This window comes from Streptomyces sp. NPDC046335 (assembly GCF_055587985.1).
The window spans coordinates 70,366-90,237 of sequence record NZ_JBVJFF010000016.1 but is presented as its reverse complement, the minus strand read 5'-3'; the positions used below and the strand labels follow the sequence as shown (position 1 = coordinate 90,237).

Below are 19,872 nucleotides of genomic sequence, written 5' to 3'. Positions count from 1 at the left end.
TGCCGTTCTGACGCCGTTTTGGGGATGTGCCGCCATGATCAATAAGATCCGGCGATGATCACAAGACAACGGCCGGCGGCCTGGGCCATCGCCCTGCTCGCCGCCCTGACCGCCGGGCTCGTCACGGCGGGCCCCGCAGCCGCCGACGACGACGGCGACGAACCCGCACAGCCCTCCCCCAAGGTCGAGCTGGTCCTCGACGTCAGCGGCTCCATGCGGGCCCGCGACATCGACGGCAAGTCACGCATGGCCGCCGCGAAGCAGGCCTTCAACGAGGTGCTCGACGCCACCCCCGACGAGGTCGCGCTCGGCATCCGCACCCTCGGCGCCAACTACCACGGCGACGACCGCAAGACGGGCTGCAAGGACACCGAGCTGCTCTACCCCGTGGAGCGGCTCGACGACTCGGGCCGCACCGACGCCAAGACCGCGGTGGCGACCCTGGCGCCGACCGGCTGGACGCCGATCGGCCCGACGCTGCTCAAGGCCGCCGACGACCTGACGGACGACACCGCCGAGCGCAGCCGCCGCATCGTGCTGATATCCGACGGCGAGGACACCTGCCAGCCGCTCGACCCGTGCGTCGTGGCCCGTGAGATCTCCGCCAAGGGCATCCACCTGACCATCGACACGCTCGGCCTCGTCCCCGACGCCAAGACCCGTGAGCAGTTGAGCTGCATCGCGGAGGCGACCGGCGGTACGTACACCTCGATCCGCCACACCGACGAACTGGCCGGTCGCGTCAAGCAGTTGGTGGACCGCGCCGCCGACCCGGTGGTCACCCCGGTGGAGGCCAAGGGCGGCGCCCGGTGCGCCGACGCGCCCGAGCTGAAGTCGGGCCTCTACACCGACCGCGAGAAGTTCGGCGAGCACCGCTGGTACCGCGTGGCGGTCCCCGCGGGCAAGGAGCTGCGCGCCTCCGTGAGCGTCTCGGCCGACCGTGCCGTCAACCCGGACTACGGCGTGCTGCTGCGGGCCGAGACACCGGACGGACGCGAGATCGTACGCGGCCAGGAGTCCGGCGACGGCCGCACGGACGTCATCTCCACCGGCCTGCGCCACCCGACCCCCGAAGCGGACGACGAGGACGAGGAGGGCACCGACGAGACGGTCTGTCTGCGCGTCAGCAACTCCTTCTCCGCGCCCGCCTCGGTGAAAACGGCACCAGGCCTGCCGATCGAGCTGGCCGTCGACCTGGTCGACTCCCCCGACGAGGCGTCCGACGTGGCGTCCTTCGGACTCGGCCACGGCTGGTGGCTGCTCGGCCTGCTCGTGCTCGTCGGCTTCCTCGCCGGGCTGGTCTGGGGCTGGATCTCACGCTGGCGTCTCGCGGTCTGGAGGACCAACTGATGCGTACGACACGTGTGCTGCGCCGGGCGCTGCTGCTGGCAGGTGCGGCGCTCCTGACCTTCTCCGGAGCCGCTTCCGCCGCCGGTGACGGTGCCGGCGACGACAAGAGCGACGCCCCCTCCGAGGCGGGCACCTCCTTCCGTACCGCCACGGCGATCCGCCAGGACCAGGAGGCCACCGCGGACGCGTCCACGGGCGACTACCTGTACTGGGCGTTCCCGGTGGACGCCGGGCAGCGGGCCACCGTGCACGCCACGGTGAAGCTGCCGGACGCCGCCGCCCGGCACGCGGCGTCCACCTGGCAGGTCGACGTCTACGACGGGCTGCGGCGCCGTCAGGCCTGCCGCCTCGGCACGCCGAAGAGGACGGCCGCGCAGGACGCCGCCTCGGTGTCCCTGTCCTGCTCGCTGCGGACGGTCAGGGCCTGGTCCGAGCAGTGGGCGAACGATCCGCTGCCGGGCACGTACTACCTGCGGCTCACGGTCACCGGCCTGAAGGCCGACGACCTCGGCCTGCCGGTACGGGCCGAGGCCAAGGTCACCGCGACCGACGCGGGCGGCGCGCAGGCCGTGGACGGGGCGCTCGCGGAGCCGCTGGTGCCGGGCGCGGGCTCGGACGGGCAGCGGCCCGCCGGGATCACCGAGCCGGAGGACGGCTGGTCCTCCGGATGGTGGTCATCGCGCTGGCTCTGGACGGGGGCCGGCGGTGTCCTCGCGGCCCTGGCGGGCGTCGGCGGCTACGCCCTGACGCGCGGCTCCGGCCGCCCCGCACGAGTGCCACAGGGACTGTGAACCGCCGATGAGGCGCGTCCCGGGGGGCACCTGACCTGCGGGGCATGGCAGTCTCGGGGGTGGCGGTACCGCACGGCACCGCCACCCCCACAAGAACAGGACTGGCGCGACATGGGCGATCTGCTCCTCGTCCGGCACGGCGAGACGGAGTGGTCCCTCTCAGGACAGCACACGAGCTGGACGGACATCCCCCTGACGGACAACGGCAGGGAGCAGGCCCGCTCGCTCGCCCCGCTGATCGGCAGGTTCCGGATCGGCACGGCGTTCACCAGCCCGCGGCAGCGTTCGCGGGAGACCGCGGAGCTCGCCGGATTCCCGGACGCCCGCGTCGATCCCGACCTCCGCGAGTGGGAGTACGGGGCGTACGAGGGCGTCACGACCGTCGAGATCCACCGCACGCGGCCCAACTGGTACCTCTTCGACGACGGCGTCGCCCTCGGCCCGCCCGACCACCCCGGCGAGAACCCGGCGCAGGTGGGTGAGCGCGCCGACCGCATGCTGGCCAAGGTGGACGCGGCCCTCGCCAACTACGAGGGCAGTGTCGTCCTCTTCGCCCACAGCCACTTCCTCCGCGTCCTCACGGCCCGCCGCCTGGGTCTGCCGGTGTCCGGCGGCTCGATGTTCCTCCTGGCCACGGGCACGGTGTGCCGCCTGAGCACGGAGCACGGGCGGCCCGTGGTGGCGAGCTGGAACCAGCGGCCGTAGCCGGGCCGCGGTCCGCTCCACCGCGCTCCCCGAGGCCCGTTGTCAGTGCCGCGAGGCACTATCGGAACCAGCGGACGGATCAACGGCGTCGGATCAACGGCGTACGGTGCCGATGGACTCATGGGGGAAGGGGTGCACGCGCGGTGAAGCCACCCACGGCCGCCCAGCGGCGGATCATCGAGGCCGCGGACCCGGACACGGGCCGCCTGTCCGGTACGGAGGCCCAGCTCACGGCCCTGGTCCGGGCCCGGCTCGCCTTCCGCCATCCCCGGCCGCCGCGCGCGTTCTTCCTGACCCCGGCGGGCCATCGTCTACGGGACGAGGGCGCGGCCCCCGCTGTCGCCCCCGATCCTGCGGAGCCCGCACCGGCCTCCGGGGTCTTCGCCGCCCGCACCGGCACGGAGACGTCGGCGCCCGGCAGCGAGGGCCCCGCGCGGGCGCGGGAGGTCCGCAGCGCCTGGGAGGGCCTCGTCGAGCTGCGCCGTATGACCAACCCCGACGGCTCCCGGGACCGCCCCTGCGCCTGGGAGCGCGCGCATCTGGCCCAGGCGGCGGCCCTGGCCCTGGAGGCCGCGGGCCGCTCCCCTGCGGCCCCCGGCCGCGAGGGGTACGAGGTGACCGGCACCCCGCAGCCGGAGGCCGTCGCCGTGCGCGAGCCGTCGCCGGAGGGGCTGCGGGCCTGCGCGGCGGCCCTGGAGCGGGCGGGCTGGCAGGTCGGCGAGCACGCGGGGCCGCGCGGCGGGGGCCGCTATCTGCTGGCCTCGCCGAGGCGAGCATGAGCCACCGGCCGTGCGCGCGGAATCGCGTGCGGCGAAGCCGAGTTGAACGCACCGAGCACATCCGAGAGATACCGAAGGGAACAAACACCGTGGCAGAGCCGTTTTCCGTGCGCGTCGACGTCCGTGGGTACGAGACGGACACGCAGGGGCACCTCAACCAGGCCGTGTACCTCCAGTACGCCGAGCACGCCCGCTGGTCCCTGCTCCGCGCGGCGGGCATAGCCCAGAGCGACCTCCTCGACAAGGGCGTCGGCCCGGTCGCCCTGGAGAACACCGTCCGCTACCGCAGCGAGCTGCGCGCGGGCGACGAGACGACGGTGAGCTGCGCGTTCCTCTGGGGCGACGGCAAGACGTTCCGCATCGAGCAGACGGTCACGAAGGCGGACGGCACGGTGGCCGCGACGTTCACCTCGGTCGGCGGCCTGATGGACCTCAAGGAGCGGCGGCTCGTCGCCGACCCGCGGGAGTACTTCAGGGCGCTGGCGAGCGACCCCGCGCTACTGGGGCTGTGAGCACGCGACTTACGCCCCCGCGCCAACGACCAGGGTGACTGTGTACATGACATCGTCACCGAACCACCCCACACCGTTCACACGATCGTACGCACATCCGTGCCACTCTCCCGGTGACTGACCAGTCAACTCGCGTAGACCACGCGCCCCTTGGGCGGACGCGCGGCGCGCGAGGTCGGATTCGGGAGAGGACACCCCCCACATGCCCGCCCCGCGCGTACGCCGCTGGAAACCCCTGGCCCTGACCGCCGCCGCGGTGCTCGTCGGCATCACCGTGCCGTCCGCCGCCACGGCCACCGCGTCCCCCGCCCCGGCCGCGGCACCCGCAGCCGTCGGCGCCTATGACGACACGTACTACCAGGACGCGATCGGCAAGAGCGGCCCCGAGCTCAAGGCCGCGCTGCACACGATCATCAGCGACCAGACCAAGCTGTCGTACTCCCAGGTCTGGGACGCCCTGAAGGCCACCGACCAGGACCCGGCCAACAGCTCGAACGTCATCCTGCTCTACAGCGGCACCTCGCGGAGCAAGAGCGCGAACGGCGGCGACCAGGGCGACTGGAACCGCGAGCACGTCTGGGCCAAGTCCCACGGCGACTTCGGCACGTCGACCGGCCCGGGCACCGACATCCACCACCTCCGCCCGGAGGACGTGAAGGTCAACAGCATCCGGGGCAACAAGGACTTCGACAACGGCGGCGGCGCGGTGGACGGCGCCCCCGGCAACCTCACCGACGGCGACTCCTTCGAGCCCCGTGACGCGGTCAAGGGCGACGTCGCCCGCATGATCCTCTACATGGCCGTGCGCTACGACGGCGAGAGCGGCTTCCCCGACCTGGAGCCCAACGACAAGGTCGACAACGGCAGCGCCCCCGCCATCGGCCGCCTCTCGGTCCTGAAGCAGTGGAGCGACGAGGACCCGCCGGACGCCTTCGAGAAGAACCGCAACCAGGTCATCTTCGACAAGTACCAGCACAACAGGAACCCGTTCATCGACCACCCGGAGTGGGTGCCGGCCATCTGGTGACCTGACCGCCGCACGGCGGGGGTGACGCGGAGCTGCCGCGTCACCCCCGCCGTCGCTTTCCAGGCGGCCAAGGGTGGCGCTGACGGCGCGAGTTGCGGGGCCGCCCGAAATCCGGGGCGGGAACTCGCGGCGGTGGCCGACCGTCTAGATTGATGCTTGATCGTCGAACTTCGACGCAGGTTTTCAGGAGGCTCCCGTGTCCGACCACGACCCGCAACTCGACTCCGCCGCCGACATCCGCGCGCGAATCGACACCAGCAAGCCGCACTCGGCGCGGTTCTGGAACTATTTCGTGGGCGGCAAGGACAACTACGAGAAGGACCGCGAACTGGGCGATCACATCAAGGAGATCTTCCCCGGCCTGGTCGACGTGGCCCGCCACAGCCGTCTCTTCCTGGGCCGCGCGGTCACCCACCTCGCGGGCGAGCAGGGCATCCGGCAGTTCCTCGACATCGGCACCGGCCTGCCCACGGCGGACAACACCCACCAGGTCGCGCAGAGCGTCGCCCCGGACTCCCGCATCGTCTACGTGGACAACGACCCGCTGGTCCTCGCGCACGCCCGCGCCCTGCTGACCAGCACGCCCGAGGGCGAGACGGCGTACATCGACGCGGACCTGTACGACCCGGACGCGATCCTGCGGGAGGCGTCGAAGACCCTGGACCTCTCCCGGCCGGTCGCCCTGATCATCCTCAACACCCTCGGCCACGTCGCCGACCACGGCAAGGCCCGTGACCTGGTCACCCGTCTCATGGCCGGGCTGCCGTCCGGCAGTCACCTCGTCATAAGCGACTCCACGGCCACCAGCGACGGCATGATCGCGGCGTCGAACGAGTACAACAGGAGCGGCGCGATCCCGTACTACGTACGCAGCGTCGAGGAGATCGGCGCCTTCTTCGACGGTCTCGAACTCCTGGAGCCCGGCGTCGAGCAGGTCACGCGCTGGCGCGCGGAGACGGCGGACCCGGTGCGGGTCGACGCCTACGGAGCGGTGGGGCGCAAGCCGTAGCACCCTGCCCGGCGGGCGACGGATGAGTCCGGGCGACGACTGGCACGCGTTCGCCCGCATGCTCCTGACGGTGGGCGTCGCGGACGGCGCCGCGGGTGGCCGTCGCCTGCTGGCCCCCGCGTCGGTGCGCCTGATGACCACCGACCATCTGACCGCGGCCCAGCGTGCTGCGCTTCTGGCGGTACGCGGCGGAGGCCGGTGGCCGGGATACCGGCACCTAGCCGCGTGAGAGCTCGGCCGTGCCGACCACGTCGGAGCCCTCGCGGCGCATCCGTTCACTGCCCCAGGCGCCGAGCGGCCCGAGCGCCTGGTTGAGCGTGTGCCCGTGCTCGGTCAGGGAGTACTCCACCCGTGGCGGCACCTCGGCATACACCTTCCGGTGCACCAGTCCGTCCTCCTCCATCTCACGGAGGTGCTGGGTCAGCATCTTCTCGCTCACTCCGGGCAGACCACGACGGAGCTCGGCGAAGCGGCGTACGCGATGGGCGTCGAGCTCCCAGAGGATCAGCCCCTTCCACTTGCCGCTCACCACGTCGAGCGCGGCGTCGATGCCGCAGATGTAAGGCCCGCATCTCGGCGCCTTGGCCATCACTGGTCCCCTTACTAAAAGGTAAGTACCGCAGAAAATAGTGGGTACTTCTCAGAGTAGTGGCGCACTCCGATCATTGAGGAGTGAACGAACAACAGCACCACACCATCAGGCAAGGCAGCGCTGTCACCGTGATCGGGCTCGGCCCGATGGGGCAGGCGATGACCCGCACCCTCCTCGCGGCCGGCCACCCGGTCACCGTCTGGAACCGCACCGCCGCCCGGGCCGACGGCGTCGTCGCCGACGGAGCGACGCTCGCGGCGACACCTGGCGACGCGGTCGAGGCGAGTGACCTCGTGATCCTCAGCCTCACCGACTACCAGGCGATGTACGACATCCTCGACGGCACCACCGCATCGCTCGCGGGCCGGACGGTGGTCAACCTGAGCTCCGACACCCCCGACCGCACACGCGAGGCGGCAGCCTGGGCGGCTGGCCACGGCGCCGCCTTCCTCACCGGCGGTGTCATGGTCCCGGCGCCGATGGTCGGCACGGAGGCGGCCCACGTCTACTACAGCGGCCCCGGCGAGGTGATGGAGAACCACCGGGCGACGTTGGCACTGCTCGGCACACCGAAGTATCTGGGTGAGGACCTGGGTCTCGCCCAGATGATGTACCAAGCCCAGCTCACGGTGTTCCTCACCACCCTGTCCGCACTGATGCACGCCACCGCGATGCTGGGCACCGCGGGAATGAAGGCCACGGAAGCGCTGCCGGAGCTGCTCGCCTCCGCCGACGCGATCGGCGCCATCCTCAGGGCCGGTGAGGAGAACCCCGGCGCCGCGCTGGATGCCGGGGAGCATCCCGGCGCCCTCAGCACGGTCACCATGATGGGCGCGACGTCCGACCACATCGTCGAGACCAGCACGTCACTCGGCCTCGACCTCGCGCTTCCCCTGGCCGTGCAGGCCCACTACCGGCGCGCGATCGAGAGCGGGCACGGCGGCGACAACTGGACCCGCATCATCGACAGCATCCGAACGCCGCGCTGACCCGGGCCTCCCGCGGCTGAGGCGGGCAAGCGCCGCACACTGGAGGGCGGCGGCGCATGCCATGGCCAGGCAGATCCCGGGGAGCCCGTGGCCCACCAGTACGTAGGCGAAACCGAGTTGAACGGCGGAGCCGTACGCCGTGACGCGGGCCAGAGCCGGGCTGCCGCCGCTGCCCTCGAAGACGCCGCCCACCCCGATGAAGCACGCGAGCAGCACCAAGTACGGCCCCAGGCACCGCAGATAGAGCGCCCCGGCGTCGGCCACCTCTCCCCCGGCTCCGAAGGCCCGCATGATCCAGGGCGCGGCGGCGAGCAGTGTCACGGCGGCCACCAGGCCGAGCGTCCCGGCGACGACGAGCGCCTGGCGGCCGACCGACCGCCGCTCGTCGCGCCCGGCGCCCAGCAGGTGGGCGGTGTGAATGGCGGCGGCCTGGCGTACGGAGTAGAACGCCATGGTCGCGACGTACATGGCCTTCGTCGCGATGCCGTACGCGGCGACCTCGTCCACGCCGATCCGGGCGACGACGGCGACGAGCGCGAGCGAGCCGGTCATGCGGACGACGAAGTCGGCGGACATGGGCAGCCCGGTCGCGGCCGTCCGCCGCGCGTCGGCGGCGAGCGCTCGGGCCGCCGGGAACCCGCCGCGGCGGCGCACCACCCCCGACGGGCCGCGCCGCGAGCGGCGAAGCGAACGGCGCAGCACCGCCAAGCCGCAGATCAGCGCCACCGTACGGCCGGTGACCGTGGCGATCGCCGCCCCGCGCACGCCGAGGTCGAGTCCGAGGATGAGCAGGGGGTCCAGGATGAGGATCAGCCCGTTGGCGAGCAGGGCGAGCCGCATCGGCGTACGGGTGTCGCCCGAGCCCTTGAGGATTCCGTCGACGACGTTCGTGGCGAAGTAGACCGCCATGCCCGGCAGTGCGACGGCGAAGTACTCCGCCGCGAGGTGCGGCGCCCGGCCGCCGTCGCCGAGGACCAGGCGGGCGAGCGGCTCGCGGCAGACGTAGCCGCCGACGGCGACCACGGGGGTGAGCAGCGCCCACAGCGCCCAGCCCCCGCGCACCGCGGACCGCGCCGCCGCCACGTCCTTCGCCCCACGGGCACGGGCCATCAGCACCGTCGTACCGGAACCGGCCATGAGGATGACGCCGAGCAGGACGTTCTCGACGTTCGTGGCGACGGCCACCGCGGCGACGGCGTCCCCGCCGAGCCCTGCCACCCAGACCATGTTGATGATCCCGGCCGCGACTCCAGCCAGGAGTTCGCAGTAGACCGGCAGGGCGAGCGACACCAGCCGCCGCCGGTGCTCCGTCGTACTCACCATGACCCATCCCCCTTTTCGCTGTACCTCGTTTCGAGGTACAGCGAAAAGAGATAGCATCATCCGCGGGGCAGGGACAAGGGCAGACGACCGAGAGTTCACGGGACAAGGAGCGCCGCTCGTGCTGGAGTTGACGATTCTGGGCTTCCTCCACGAGGAAGCCCTGCACGGTTACGACCTCAAGGCCCGTATCCAGGACCTGAACGGCCACATCCGGCCGGTGAGCGACGGCGCCCTCTACCCGGCCATCAACCGGCTGACCAAGGCCGGCCTCGTCGAACAGCGCACCGAACCCGGCAGCGGCGCCGCGCCCCGCCGGGTCCTGTCCCTCACCGAGGCGGGCCGTACGAGGCTGCTCGCCCGGCTGCGGGAGCCGAAGGACGTGGAAATCACCGACGGGCAGCGGTTCTTCACGCTGCTCGCGTTCCTGCGGCACCTGCCCGACCCGGCGGAGCAGGCCGCGGTGCTCCGCCGCCGCCAGGCCTTCCTCGACGCCCCGGCGAGCTTCTTCTACCGGGACGGGGAGCCCGTACGCGCGGAGGACGCGCCGGACCCGTTCCGTCAGGGCATGCTGCGGATCGCCCGCGCCACCGGCCGGGAGGAGAAGGCGTGGCTGGCCGAGACCATCGCCGCGCTCAGTCCGCCGGCTCGCGGGATCAGCGGCTGACGGCGGCCTCCCGCGTCACGCGCGACAGCTTGTCGGGGTTGCGGACGTGGTAGGCGCCTGTGACCCAGCCGTCCTCGACGCGCACGGCCACGACGCCGTCGACCTGCCCGTCGACCCGGACGAGGAGCGCCGGGCTGCCGTTGATCTGTACCGGTTCCAGCGACCTCGCGGCGTCGCGCTTCCACCAGCCGCCGGCCAGGAGGCGGGCGACCTTGTCCGCGCCCACGACGGGCCGCAGCAGGGCGTGCCGGACTCCGCCGCCGTCGCTGAGGGCGACGACGTCAGGGGCGAGGATGTCGAGCAGGCTCTGCAACTCCCCTGTCTCGACCGCCCGTTGGAAGGCGTGGAGCGCGGCTCGGGTCTGGGCCGGGGAGGTGGTGCCGCGTGGGCGGCGCGCGGCGACGTGCGCCCGTGCCCGGTAGGCGAGTTGGCGGACCGCGGCGGGGCTCTTGCCGACGGCTTCGGCGATCTCGTCGTACGCGAGGTCGAACACCTCGCGGAGCACGAAGACCGCCCGTTCGACCGGCGTGAGTGTCTCCAGGACCAGCAGCATCGCCATCGAGATGCTGTCGGCCAGCTCGACGTCCTCGGCCACATCCGGCGCGGTCAGCAAGGGCTCGGGCAGCCACGGGCCGACGTACGCCTCCTTGCGCCTGCCGAGCGCGCGCATCCGGTCGAGTGCCTGCCGGGTGACGATCTGCACCAGGTACGCGCGTTCCTTCCGCACCGTCGCCGGATCGACGGCCGTCCACCGCAGCCAGGTCTCCTGTAGTACGTCCTCGGCGTCAGCGGCCGAGCCGAGGATCTCGTAGGCGACGGTGAACAACAGATTGCGGTGGGCCACGAACACCTCGGTGGCGGCGTCCGGCATCGCCGCCCGGGCGGCGCGGCCCGGCGGCTCGGGTGTGTCCGCTGTCCGCCCGCCGCACTCGCTCATACCCGGCTCCCGCCCTGTCCGCTTCCCCGCCATGCGCAGCCATGCACAGTCATGGTCCGTGCATGAGACGTCGGCCCGGAGTCGCCCGTAACACTCGCGCCGGGTGGCCTGCGTCACACCGCCGCGGGTGTTACGGGCGACGGGGGGCCGACGTCTCGTGTGTGTCAGGACGCCATGCGTACGCACCGAGAAGGGCAGGGAACATGAGCAGCAGCAAGTTCGCCGTGGCAGGAGCGACCGGACGGCTGGGACGCCACGTCGTGGACGTTCTCACGGAACGGGGACACCGGGTCGTGCCGATGTCCCGCGCCACCGGTGTGGACGTGATCACCGGTAAGGGCCTGGCCGACGCGCTCACCGGTGTCGACGTCATCATTGACGTCGCGTCATGGCACGCCTCCGACCAGGAGGCCGCCACGGAGTTCTTCCGTACCGCCACCCGCAACCTGCACGAGGCCGGCCGGCGCGCGGGAGCCGACCTGATCGTGGCCGTATCCATCGTCGGCGCGGACAAGGCCACCGCCGGTTTCCTCGCCGCCCAGCAGGTGCACGAGGAAGCCAACCTGTCCGGCCCGCTGCCCGCCCGCATCCTGCGGGCCGCGCAGTTCCACGAGTTCGTCGGTCAGGTCCTGGACTGGCGGCAGGGTGACGTCGCGTACGTCCCCGCCCTGCCCACCCAGCTCGTGGCCTGCCGCACCGCGGCCGAGACACTGGCCGACCTGGCCACCGACCCCCACGCCGCGCAGCCGGGCCCCGGAGTGCCGATCCCCGAGGTCGCCGGACCCCGCAGGGAGTTGCTGTCCGAAGCGGCCCAACTCCTCGGCGCCCGCCGGGGCATCGAGGTGGTCCCGGTGGACGGCTCCGGCATGCCCGACGCCGAGATCGCGGCGGCCGGCGGGTTCCTGCCGGGACCGCACGCCAAGCTGGCCGGCCCCACGTTCCGGGAATGGCTCGAAACCCAGGACACAGCACACTAACCGGCACCACGCTAACCGTTAGTAAAGGAGAGCAGATATAAAAACCTAACCGTTAGTGTTAGCTTTGCCGCAGCACAGGGACGGCAAGAGGAGGAACGATGCGCACTGTGATCGTGGGCGCGGGTCTGGTCGGGCTCACCACCGCGGCTTCGCTGCGGCAGATCGGGCATGAGGTCATCGTGCTGGAACACGCGCCGCAGGTGCGGGCCGCCGGGGCCGGCATCGGCCTGTGGCCCAACGCGCTGCGGGAGTTGGACGCTCTTGGCGTCGGCGACGACGTCCGGCGCATGGGCGAGACCGTCGACGCCTGGTTCTTCGACGCCGCGGGACACCCGATGCGCGCGGCCGGCTACGACCCGGCCGCCCACCAGTTCCTGATGGTGCCGAGGCCGGACCTGAACAACCTCCTCGCCGACACCGTCGGCAGGGACCGGATCCGCCTGGGAACACACGTCACCGGCTTCACCGAGCACGACACACACGTGGAAGTGCACCTCGCCGACGGTGCGCCCCTGCGGGCGGATCTCCTGATCGGCGCGGACGGCGTCTACTCCGACGTACGTGCCTCCCTGGTGCCCGGCAGCACGGCGGTCGCGCATGCCGGCAACTACGCCTGGCGGGCCGTGGTGCCCTCCGGGGACGAACGGCCGGAGGGCACGTTCGTCACGATCGGCCCCGCGCGGACCCGAGGCGGCTACACGCGGGTCGCGCAGGGCCAGACCATGTGGTGGGTCGGCCAGTTCGACGCCGGTGAACTGGCCGGCAGCAAGCGGGAGCGGGCCCTGCGGCGGGCCCGCAACGTGGCCGAGTCCGGCTGGCACGACGAACTTCTGGAGATGATCGCCGCGACGCCGGAGGATGCCATCCTGGAGAATCAGATCATGCTCGTCCCCGAGCTGCCGCGCTGGACCACCGCCCGCGTCGCGCTGATCGGGGACGCCGCGCACGGCCTGTCCCCGCACATCGCGGCGGGCGGCACCCTGGGCATCGAGGACGCCGGAGTACTGCGCGCCGAACTGGCGGGCGGGTCCGGCACAGCCGCAGCCCTGGCCCGCTACGAGAGCGCCCGCCGCTCCCGGTTCGAGCAGGTGCGCGAGCACTCCGCCGCGGTCGAGCACGCCGACGGAGCCGCCGAATCCGCCGAGCGCTACGCCGCCTTCACCCACTGGATGACCACCACCATGCCCACCACCTGAGGCGGGCCGAACTGCGGGGCGCACCCACGGAGGAACGCGCCCCGCGCCGTGGCTAGCGACCCGGGCACTCCTTCCAGGCCATGTGGTACGTCGTGCTGATGTCGCCGTCCGTGGAGTCCATCGTCATGAAGCTGGTCTTCGTGGGGTCCGAGGTGCCCGCGCTCACGCGCAGCTCGGTGTTGATGTTGAAGTTCCGCCGCTCACCGCAGGGCGCGTAGACGAGTTGGGCCCAGTCCGTGGTGTCGGTGGCCTGCCAGTTGTCGTCGTACGCGCCGTTGAACTCATGGCTGAGCGAGGCCGTGCCCGGCGAGCCCTGGAAGTAGTACGAGGCCTTCTCGATGCCCTTGGCGCCGGGCTGGAGCGAGGCGTAGCCGCGGTAGTCCGCGCTCGCGATCGCGTAGGTGAAGCCCTGGGGGACGTACACGACAAGGCTGAGCTGGCAGTTCTTGCGGGCCGCCGTGGGGTCCGCGCCGCCGCCAGTCTTGGCGAGGTAGTCGCTGTAGGTGACCGTGAAGGCCGTGTTGTCCTGGGAGACGGCCACGGCCGCGGTGCCCAGCGGGCAGCCCGAGCCGTTCACCGTGGCGACCTCGATCACGATCTTGTCCGGGGGCGGTTCCGTGATCGTGGTCGGGTTGTGCGTGGGGAGTGTCGAGCCGAACAGCGCCGCGACGGCGCCGGACAGCAGCATTGCACCAGCCATGATTCTCCGTTCCATTGCGTAGGCGATTGCCAAGGAGGGGGTTGGAGAAGTGCTGTGGTGCGTGGAGCGGAATGCGTGAGCGAGGGGGAGCGTACGGACCACTGGGGCTGGCGGCCAGAGCGATGTCCGGCCATTCGGAGGCTCCGGTTCGGCCGCACGGGAGCACCCGTCAGCCACGCGTCAGGCGCACACCAGCCACGCACCAGCCTCTGCTTGACGGGTATACGTCATGCCGGATCTCTGGTAGGAAACCTTCCTAACAGTACGTGGATCGACGAACTCCCCACCCTGGAGGCCCTCGTGCAAACCCCCCACCCCCGCACGCCTCGCTCACCTCGCGCCGCACCCTGCTCACCCTCCTCGGCGCCGCCGTCGTCGCGGGCCCGGTCATCGCCACGCGGACGGCGTCCGCCGGGCAGGCGTCCGCGCGGGCCGGCGGGCTCGACGATCCGGCGAAGAAGGAGATCGCCATGAAGCTCGTGTGCAGCGCCGAGAACTCCAGCCTCGACTGGAAGAACTACTACCGCTACATCGAGGACATCGGCGACGGCCGCGGCTACACCGCCGGCATCATCGGCTTCTGCTCCGGCACCGGCGACATGCTCGACCTCGTCGAGCTGTACACCCGGCGCAAGCCCGGCAACGTCCTCGCGAAGTACCTGCCCGCGCTGCGCAGGGTCGACGGCACCGACTCGCACGACGGGCTCGACCCGAACTACCCGCGCGACTGGGAGCGGGCCGCCGAGGACCCCGCCTTCCAGCAGGCGCAGAACGACGAGCGCGACCGCGTCTACTTCAACCCGGCGGTCAAGCAGGGCAAGGCGGACGGCATCGGCGTGCTCGGCCAGTTCTGCTACTACGACGCCATCGTGATGCACGGCGACGGAGGCGACTCCACCAGCTTCCGCAACATCCGCAGGCGCGCGCTGCGTTCGGCCGAGCCGCCGGCCCAGGGCGGCGACGAGGTGTCGTACCTGAACGCCTTCCTCGACGCGCGCGTCTGGGCGATGAAGCAGGAGGAGGCCCACGAGGACACCAGCCGGGTCGACACCGCCCAGCGGGTGTTCGTGCGGAAGCGGAACCTCGGCCTGAACACCCCGCTGGAGTGGAAGGTGTACGGGGACTCGTACCGCATCGGCTGACCGGCCGGCCGGGGCGGCGAGGAAGGCGGTCGCTTCGTCAACTCGGCCGCTGTGCGCGGTGATCGGCGGTGTTAGTGTCCCGGCATGTCCCAGGCCGAGATAGACGCGCTCACAGCCGAGTTCTTCGGCTCCTTCGACAACCGTGACGGGAAGACCGCCGACGTCGCCCGGATCCGCCGGCTGATGCTGCCGGGCGGCGTCATCGTCGTGACCGCGCCGGAGTACCACGCGTTCACCGTGGAGGAGTTCATCGGGCCGCGCGAGGAACTCCTCGCCGAGGGCGGCCGGGTGACCGAGTTCTCCGAGTGGGAGACCTCCGCGCGGACGGACATCACCGGCGGCGTCGCCTCACGCTTCGGTGAGTACGCCAAGGCCGGGCTCCTGGAGGGCAAGCCGTTCGAGGGCGGCGGCACCAAGACCATCCAGTTCGTCCGCACCCCCGAGGGCTGGCGCATCTCGGCGTTCGCCTGGCACGACCGGCCCTGACGGCTCCGGCTCAGTGCGTGGCGGCCGCTTCGGCGTCCGTCGGCGCGGGGGCCGAAGTCGCCTTCGTACCCAGGTGGTTGAAGACGAGGTTCAGCGCCACGGCGAGCAGGCAGCCGGTGGAGATGCCGGAGCCGAGGACGATCTGGGCCCAGGCGGGGAACGCGTCGTAGAAGCCGTCGGACAGGGCGGGGGCCAGGCCCGCGCCCAGGGTGACGACGACGATGAGGGCGTTGTCGCCGCGGTGCAGGTCCGCCTGGAGCAGCGTCTGGATGCCGCTGACGGCGATGGAGCCGAAGAGGAAGAGGCTGACGGCGGCGAGGACCGGCATCGGGACGACCGAGATCAGGGCCGCCGCGGCCGGGCTGAGGCCGATCAGGACGAGGATGGCACCGCTGAGCGCGACGACGAAGCGGCTGCGCACCTTGGAGATCACGACCAGGCCGATGTTCTGGGCGAACGCGCTGGCGTGGAAGGCGTTGAAGAGGGGGCTGAGCGCGGAGCCGAGCGCGTCGGCGCGCAGGCCGCGGGCGATGGTCTTCTCGTCGACGTCACGGTCGACGATCTTGCCAAGGGCGATCATGTCGGCGGTCGACTCGGTGAGGATCACCAGCATCACGACGCACATCGAGATGATCGCGGGCAGGTTGAACTGCGGGGCGCCGAAGTGCAGCGGGGACGGGATGCCGACCGCGGCGGCGCCGTCCAGCTTCGAGAAGTCGGCGAGCCCCATGGGGATGGCGAGCAGCGTGCCGAAGATCATCGCGAAGAGCATGCTGATCTGCTTGAGGAAGCCGCGCGTGAACCGCTGGAGCAGCAGCATGACCAGCACCGTGGCGCCCGCGAGGCCGATGCTCCTGGGCTCCGGGGTGCCGCTCGCCGAGTCGTCGACGATCCAGTCGTAGGCGACGGGGATCAGCGAGACGCCGATCAGGGTGATGACGGAGCCCGTCACGACGGGCGGGAAGAACCGGACGAGCCGTGAGAAGTACGAGCTGACCAGCAGCCCGAAGAGACTTGAGACGATGATGGCGCCGAAGACGATCGGCATACCCGCCTCGACGCCGCCCTGCGTGGCGATGATCGTCAGCATCACGCCGACGCCCGCGAACGAGACGCCGTTGACGAAGGGCAGCCGTGAGCCGATGAAGTTGCCGATGCCGAGTGTCTGGAGCAGGGTCGCGACGCCCGCCATCAGGAGGCTGCCGCCCATGAGTACGGCCGTGTCCCCCGGTGACATCTTCGCCGCGACGGCCACGACGAGCGGGACGGAGACCGCGCCCGCGTACATGGAGGCGACGTGCTGGAGGCTGGCGACGAGCATGCGGCCCGGGGGCAGGATCTCGTCGACCGGGTGGACCTCGGGGGCGGCGGCGCTCGCGTCCGCGGTCTTCGCTTCAGAACTCATGGATGGCGCTTCTTCCGTTGCGTGACACCGGAAGCCGGCCCCGTTCCGTGGGAGTTCAAAGAGACGCGGAACAGGGCCGACGTAACCGACTGGAAAGTAACTTCCGCCATGCGGTCGACGGCGCCACGACGTTACGTCAGTGCACCCCGGCAGCGGAAGACCCCGTGTGTGAGGAGTGCGTGCGCTGTTCGACGATGGCCCCGCCGCCCTCCATCGGCGCCGTGACGTCGTCGTCCTCGCGGCCCTTGCCGATGTGGTTGAAGACCAGGTTCAGGAGCACGGCCGCCACGCAGCCCGTGGAGATGCCCGAGTCGAGGATGATCTTCGCGGTCTCCGGGAACGCGTGGTAGAACTCGGGCGCCGCGATCGGGATCAGGCCGACGGCCAGCGAGACGGCCACGATCAGGACGTTGTTGTCCTTCTCCAGGTTGGCCTTGACCAGCGTCTGGATGCCGCTCGCCGCGACGGAGCCGAAGAGCACCACACCCGCGCCGCCGAGCACCGGACGCGGCACGACCGCGATCAGCGAGGCGGCCATCGGGCAGAGGCCCATCAGGACGAGGAAGCCGCCGCCGGCGGCCACCACGTACCGGCTGCGGATCTTGGTCATCGCGACCAGGCCGATGTTCTGCGCGAAGGCGCTGCACATGAAGCCGTTGAAGAGCGGGCTGACGGCCGAACCGAGGCAGTCGGCGCGCAGACCCGCGGCGATCGTCTTCTCGTCGGCGGGACGGTCGACGATCTCACCGAGGGCGAGCATGTCGGCCGTGGACTCCGTCATCGAGACGACCATGACGACGCAGAGCGAGACGATCGCGGCGGCCGCGAACTGCGGGGCGCCGAAGTGGAAGGGCGTCGGGAAGCCGACGATGTCCGCGTCGCCGACCGGGCTGAAGTCCGTGACGCCGAACGGGATCGCCACGAGCGTGCCGATGACCAGGCCGAGCAGGACCGCGATCTGCTTGACGAAGCCGGTGGTGAAGCGGCGCAGCAGCAGCACGATGACGAGGGTGATGCCCGCGAGGCCGAGGTTCTTCATCGAGCCGTAGTCGTCGGCGCCCGGCACGGGGCCCTGCGCCCAGCCGAAGGCGACCGGCATCAGCGAGATGCCGATGAGCGTGATGACCGTGCCGGTGACCACCGGCGGGAAGAACCGCACCATCTTGGAGAAGAACGGGGCGGCGATGAAGCCGAGGACTCCGGCGACGATCACCGCGCCGAAGATGATCGGCAGCGCGTCGTCCTTGTCCTTGGTGGAGTCGACGACGGCGAGCATGGGGGCGACACCGGCGAACGTCACGCCGTTGACGAAGGGCAGCCGGGCGCCGATCTTCCAGACGCCGAGGGTCTGGAGGAAGGTCGCGAGGCCCGCGGTGAAGAGGCAGGCGCCGGTCAGGAAGGTGAGTTCCTTCGCGGAGAGGCCGATGGCCGCGCCGACGATGAGCGGCGGTGCGACGACGCCCGCGTACATGGCGGCCACGTGCTGAAGGCCGGTGGTGGCCATCTTCAGGGCCGGGAGCTTCTCGTCGACCGGATGCACGGATGGGGGTATGGAGGCTTCGCCGTCGCTGTCGGACGGCTCCGGGGTGTTGCCCTGCTTGGTGAACCTGGGCTGAGTGGCCACTGTGGCTCCTCCGGTTGTTTTCCAGTACCGGCTGGACACCGGCACTTTTCGCTTCTGGGAGGTGGTGCGTGGTGCGGGGAACGCTCGGTATTCGGTTGTGGGAATGCGCCCAGGTAGTGCTGACCGCCCCGGGAACGTGAAGCGTTGGGCCACGTTCCCGGGGCGGCACTTGAGCAGCCCGCTCGGCTGCTCAAGTCCGGTCGGGGGCCGTCCCCCCCGACCGGAGTTCCATGTGTCAGCTCCCGGCGGCGATGCGCGCCAGTCGCTGCGCCTCGTCCCGCGTGGAGCGGGCGATGGCGTCCTCGTCGGCGTGGAGCAGGCGGCCGTTCTCGACGACCGGCTCGCCGTTGACGAGGGAGAGGGTGACCGGGGCCGCCGCGCCGAAGACGACGGCGGTCACCGGGTCGGCGATCGAGGCGTGCCCGATGCCGTCGATCTTCCAGAGGACGAGGTCGGCGAGCTTGCCGGCCTCCAGGGAGCCGATCTGCGTGGCCCGGCCGAGGACTTGGGCGCCGCCGTAGGTGCCAAGGCGCAGGGCCTGGCGGGCGTTGAGCGCGGCTTCCTTGTGCGCGCCGAGGCGGTTGATCAGCAGGGCGTTGCGCAGCTCGGTGTGGAGTTCGCCGGACTCGTTGGAGGCGGTGCCGTCGACGCCGAGGCCGACCGGGACGCCCGCCCTCAGCATGTCGGGGACGCGGGCGATGCCGGCCGCCAGGCGCGCGTTGGACGAGGGGCAGTGGGCCACTCCCGTACCGGTGCGGGCGAAGGCGGCGATGTCGGAGTCGTTCATGTGGACGCAGTGCGCCATCCACACGTCGTCACCGAGCCAGCCGGTCGACTCGAAGTAGTCGGTCGGGCCCATGCCGAAGAGCTCGTGGCAGAACTTCTCCTCCTCGACCGTCTCACTGCCGTGGGTGTGCAGCCGTACACCCAGGCGGCGCGCCAACTCGGCGCCCTGCTTCATGAGTTCGGTGGAGACGGAGAACGGCGAACAGGGGGCCACGGCCACCTGCGTCATCGCGTCGAAGGAGGCGTCGTGGTGCCGCTTGACCGTCTCCTCGGTCGCGGCGAGCGCACCCTCCAGGGTCTCCACGGCGAAGTCCGGCGGCAGACCGCCGTCCTTCTCGCTGCGGTCCATGGAGCCGCGGGCCAGGGTGAACCGGACGCCCATCTCGGAGGCGGCGCGGATGATCGACCCGGAGAGGTCGCCGGAGCCGTGCGGGAAGACGTAGTGGTGGTCCATGGCGGTGGTGACACCACCGCGGGCCATCATGCCGAGGGAGCCCTGCGCGGCGGCGTACGTCATCTGCTCGTCGATGCGCGCCCACGTCGGGTACAGCGCCGTCAGCCAGTTGAACAGGTTGTGGTCGGTGGCCAGGCCCCGGGTGATCCACTGGTAGAAGTGGTGGTGGGTGTTGACCAGGCCGGGGGTGACGAGGTGGCCGGTGGCGTCCACACGGCGTACGACGCCCTGAAGGCCCTCGGGGGCCTTTCCGGCGCCGATGGACTCGATGCGGTTGCCCGCGACGACCACGTACCCCGAGGCGTACTCGGTGTCGTTGGCGTCGACCGTCGCGATGGCGGCGTTCTCGATGACGATGCGCTCGACGGCGCCTTCCTGGGTTGCCGATGCTGCCATGGTGCTTCCTCTTCTACTCGTGGCGCTG

The 19,872-nt window shown here is 71.2% G+C and carries 20 protein-coding genes and 1 pseudogene; 14 read left to right on the top strand and 7 right to left on the bottom strand.

What is annotated here, in order from left to right:
- Window positions 1-54: 54 nt before the first annotated feature.
- The 8 genes from ACZ6JY_RS33690 (at window position 55) to ACZ6JY_RS33655 (ending at window position 6,402) form a co-directional block, all read left to right on the top strand.
- The gene (locus tag ACZ6JY_RS33690) at window positions 55-1,350 is read left to right on the top strand and encodes a VWA domain-containing protein (protein WP_469202082.1); all 1,296 of its coding nucleotides are present in this window, start codon (window positions 55-57) and stop codon (window positions 1,348-1,350) included.
- Window positions 1,350-2,141, top strand: coding sequence for a hypothetical protein (locus ACZ6JY_RS33685; protein ID WP_469202080.1), 792 nt, complete (start codon window positions 1,350-1,352; stop codon window positions 2,139-2,141). The genes ACZ6JY_RS33690 and ACZ6JY_RS33685 overlap by 1 nt, the downstream gene beginning before the upstream one ends.
- 111 nt (window positions 2,142-2,252) lie before the next feature.
- Window positions 2,253-2,846, top strand: coding sequence for a histidine phosphatase family protein (locus tag ACZ6JY_RS33680; RefSeq protein WP_447040964.1), 594 nt, complete (start codon window positions 2,253-2,255; stop codon window positions 2,844-2,846).
- 143 nt (window positions 2,847-2,989) lie between these two features.
- Window positions 2,990-3,625 carry a hypothetical protein gene (locus ACZ6JY_RS33675; protein WP_469202077.1) on the top strand — a complete coding sequence of 212 codons (636 nt, stop codon included), beginning with the start codon at window positions 2,990-2,992 and terminating at the stop codon, window positions 3,623-3,625.
- 89 nt (window positions 3,626-3,714) lie between these two features.
- The gene (locus ACZ6JY_RS33670; RefSeq protein WP_469202075.1) at window positions 3,715-4,137 is read left to right on the top strand and encodes an acyl-CoA thioesterase; all 423 of its coding nucleotides are present in this window, start codon (window positions 3,715-3,717) and stop codon (window positions 4,135-4,137) included.
- Window positions 4,138-4,339: 202 nt separating this feature from the next.
- Window positions 4,340-5,164 (top strand): endonuclease I family protein, encoded by an 825-nt coding sequence (locus tag ACZ6JY_RS33665; RefSeq protein WP_469202073.1) that lies wholly within the window; start codon window positions 4,340-4,342, stop codon window positions 5,162-5,164.
- A 196-nt stretch (window positions 5,165-5,360) separates the two neighbouring features.
- A complete protein-coding gene (locus ACZ6JY_RS33660) occupies window positions 5,361-6,173 on the top strand; it encodes an SAM-dependent methyltransferase (protein WP_469202071.1) in 813 nt (270 codons plus the stop codon).
- A gap of 22 nt (window positions 6,174-6,195) precedes the next feature.
- Entirely contained in the window at window positions 6,196-6,402 is a 207-nt protein-coding gene (locus tag ACZ6JY_RS33655) for a hypothetical protein (protein ID WP_469202069.1), read from the top strand.
- Here the strand turns inward: ACZ6JY_RS33655 and ACZ6JY_RS33650 are convergent.
- Entirely contained in the window at window positions 6,391-6,762 is a 372-nt protein-coding gene (locus ACZ6JY_RS33650; protein WP_469202067.1) for a winged helix-turn-helix transcriptional regulator, read from the bottom strand. The genes ACZ6JY_RS33655 and ACZ6JY_RS33650 overlap by 12 nt on opposite strands.
- An 83-nt stretch (window positions 6,763-6,845) precedes the next feature.
- On the opposite strand from ACZ6JY_RS33650, the gene ACZ6JY_RS33645 reads away from it, so the two are divergent.
- Complete coding sequence (locus ACZ6JY_RS33645; protein WP_469202065.1) at window positions 6,846-7,754, top strand: NAD(P)-dependent oxidoreductase; 909 nt, start codon at window positions 6,846-6,848, stop codon at window positions 7,752-7,754.
- On the opposite strand, the pseudogene ACZ6JY_RS33640 reads toward ACZ6JY_RS33645, so the two are convergent.
- Window positions 7,749-9,077 (bottom strand): annotated as a pseudogene (locus ACZ6JY_RS33640) (MATE family efflux transporter); the annotation flags it as partial. The gene ACZ6JY_RS33645 and the pseudogene ACZ6JY_RS33640 sit on opposite strands and share 6 nt — an antisense overlap.
- A 118-nt stretch (window positions 9,078-9,195) precedes the next feature.
- On the opposite strand from ACZ6JY_RS33640, the gene ACZ6JY_RS33635 reads away from it, so the two are divergent.
- Complete coding sequence (locus tag ACZ6JY_RS33635) at window positions 9,196-9,741, top strand: PadR family transcriptional regulator (protein WP_469202063.1); 546 nt, start codon at window positions 9,196-9,198, stop codon at window positions 9,739-9,741.
- Here the strand turns inward: ACZ6JY_RS33635 and ACZ6JY_RS33630 are convergent.
- On the bottom strand, window positions 9,731-10,678 hold the full coding sequence (locus ACZ6JY_RS33630) for an RNA polymerase sigma-70 factor (protein ID WP_469202061.1): 948 nt from the start codon (window positions 10,676-10,678) through the stop codon (window positions 9,731-9,733). The genes ACZ6JY_RS33635 and ACZ6JY_RS33630 overlap by 11 nt on opposite strands.
- Window positions 10,679-10,881: 203 nt before the next feature.
- Here ACZ6JY_RS33630 and ACZ6JY_RS33625 point away from each other — a divergent pair, with 203 nt between their 5' ends.
- Together ACZ6JY_RS33625 and ACZ6JY_RS33620 are read left to right on the top strand one after the other, a co-directional pair.
- The gene (locus ACZ6JY_RS33625; RefSeq protein WP_469202059.1) at window positions 10,882-11,655 is read left to right on the top strand and encodes an SDR family oxidoreductase; all 774 of its coding nucleotides are present in this window, start codon (window positions 10,882-10,884) and stop codon (window positions 11,653-11,655) included.
- Window positions 11,656-11,753: 98 nt separating this feature from the next.
- Window positions 11,754-12,851, top strand: a complete 1,098-nt coding sequence (locus ACZ6JY_RS33620; protein ID WP_469202057.1) for an FAD-dependent monooxygenase — start codon at window positions 11,754-11,756, stop codon at window positions 12,849-12,851.
- A gap of 52 nt (window positions 12,852-12,903) precedes the next feature.
- Here ACZ6JY_RS33620 and ACZ6JY_RS33615 read toward each other — a convergent pair whose 3' ends face one another.
- Window positions 12,904-13,551: a DUF4360 domain-containing protein gene (locus tag ACZ6JY_RS33615; protein WP_469202055.1), complete on the bottom strand. Its 648-nt coding sequence runs from the start codon at window positions 13,549-13,551 to the stop codon at window positions 12,904-12,906.
- A 347-nt stretch (window positions 13,552-13,898) separates the two neighbouring features.
- Between ACZ6JY_RS33615 and ACZ6JY_RS33610 the strand changes: the two genes are divergently transcribed.
- Complete coding sequence (locus tag ACZ6JY_RS33610; protein WP_469202334.1) at window positions 13,899-14,693, top strand: chitosanase; 795 nt, start codon at window positions 13,899-13,901, stop codon at window positions 14,691-14,693.
- An 84-nt stretch (window positions 14,694-14,777) separates the two neighbouring features.
- Window positions 14,778-15,179: a DUF4440 domain-containing protein gene (locus ACZ6JY_RS33605; protein WP_447040934.1), complete on the top strand. Its 402-nt coding sequence runs from the start codon at window positions 14,778-14,780 to the stop codon at window positions 15,177-15,179.
- Between the two features lie 10 nt (window positions 15,180-15,189).
- On the opposite strand, the gene ACZ6JY_RS33600 is transcribed toward ACZ6JY_RS33605, so the two are convergent.
- The 3 genes from ACZ6JY_RS33600 to ACZ6JY_RS33590 all read right to left on the bottom strand — a co-directional run bounded on the left by ACZ6JY_RS33600 (window position 15,190) and on the right by ACZ6JY_RS33590 (window position 19,844).
- The gene (locus tag ACZ6JY_RS33600; protein ID WP_469202053.1) at window positions 15,190-16,584 is read right to left on the bottom strand and encodes a nucleobase:cation symporter-2 family protein; all 1,395 of its coding nucleotides are present in this window, start codon (window positions 16,582-16,584) and stop codon (window positions 15,190-15,192) included.
- 136 nt (window positions 16,585-16,720) lie between these two features.
- Window positions 16,721-18,088 (bottom strand): nucleobase:cation symporter-2 family protein, encoded by a 1,368-nt coding sequence (locus ACZ6JY_RS33595; protein ID WP_469202332.1) that lies wholly within the window; start codon window positions 18,086-18,088, stop codon window positions 16,721-16,723.
- 355 nt (window positions 18,089-18,443) lie between these two features.
- A complete protein-coding gene (locus ACZ6JY_RS33590; protein WP_469202051.1) occupies window positions 18,444-19,844 on the bottom strand; it encodes an 8-oxoguanine deaminase in 1,401 nt (466 codons plus the stop codon).
- Between the last annotated feature and the right edge of the window lie 28 nt (window positions 19,845-19,872).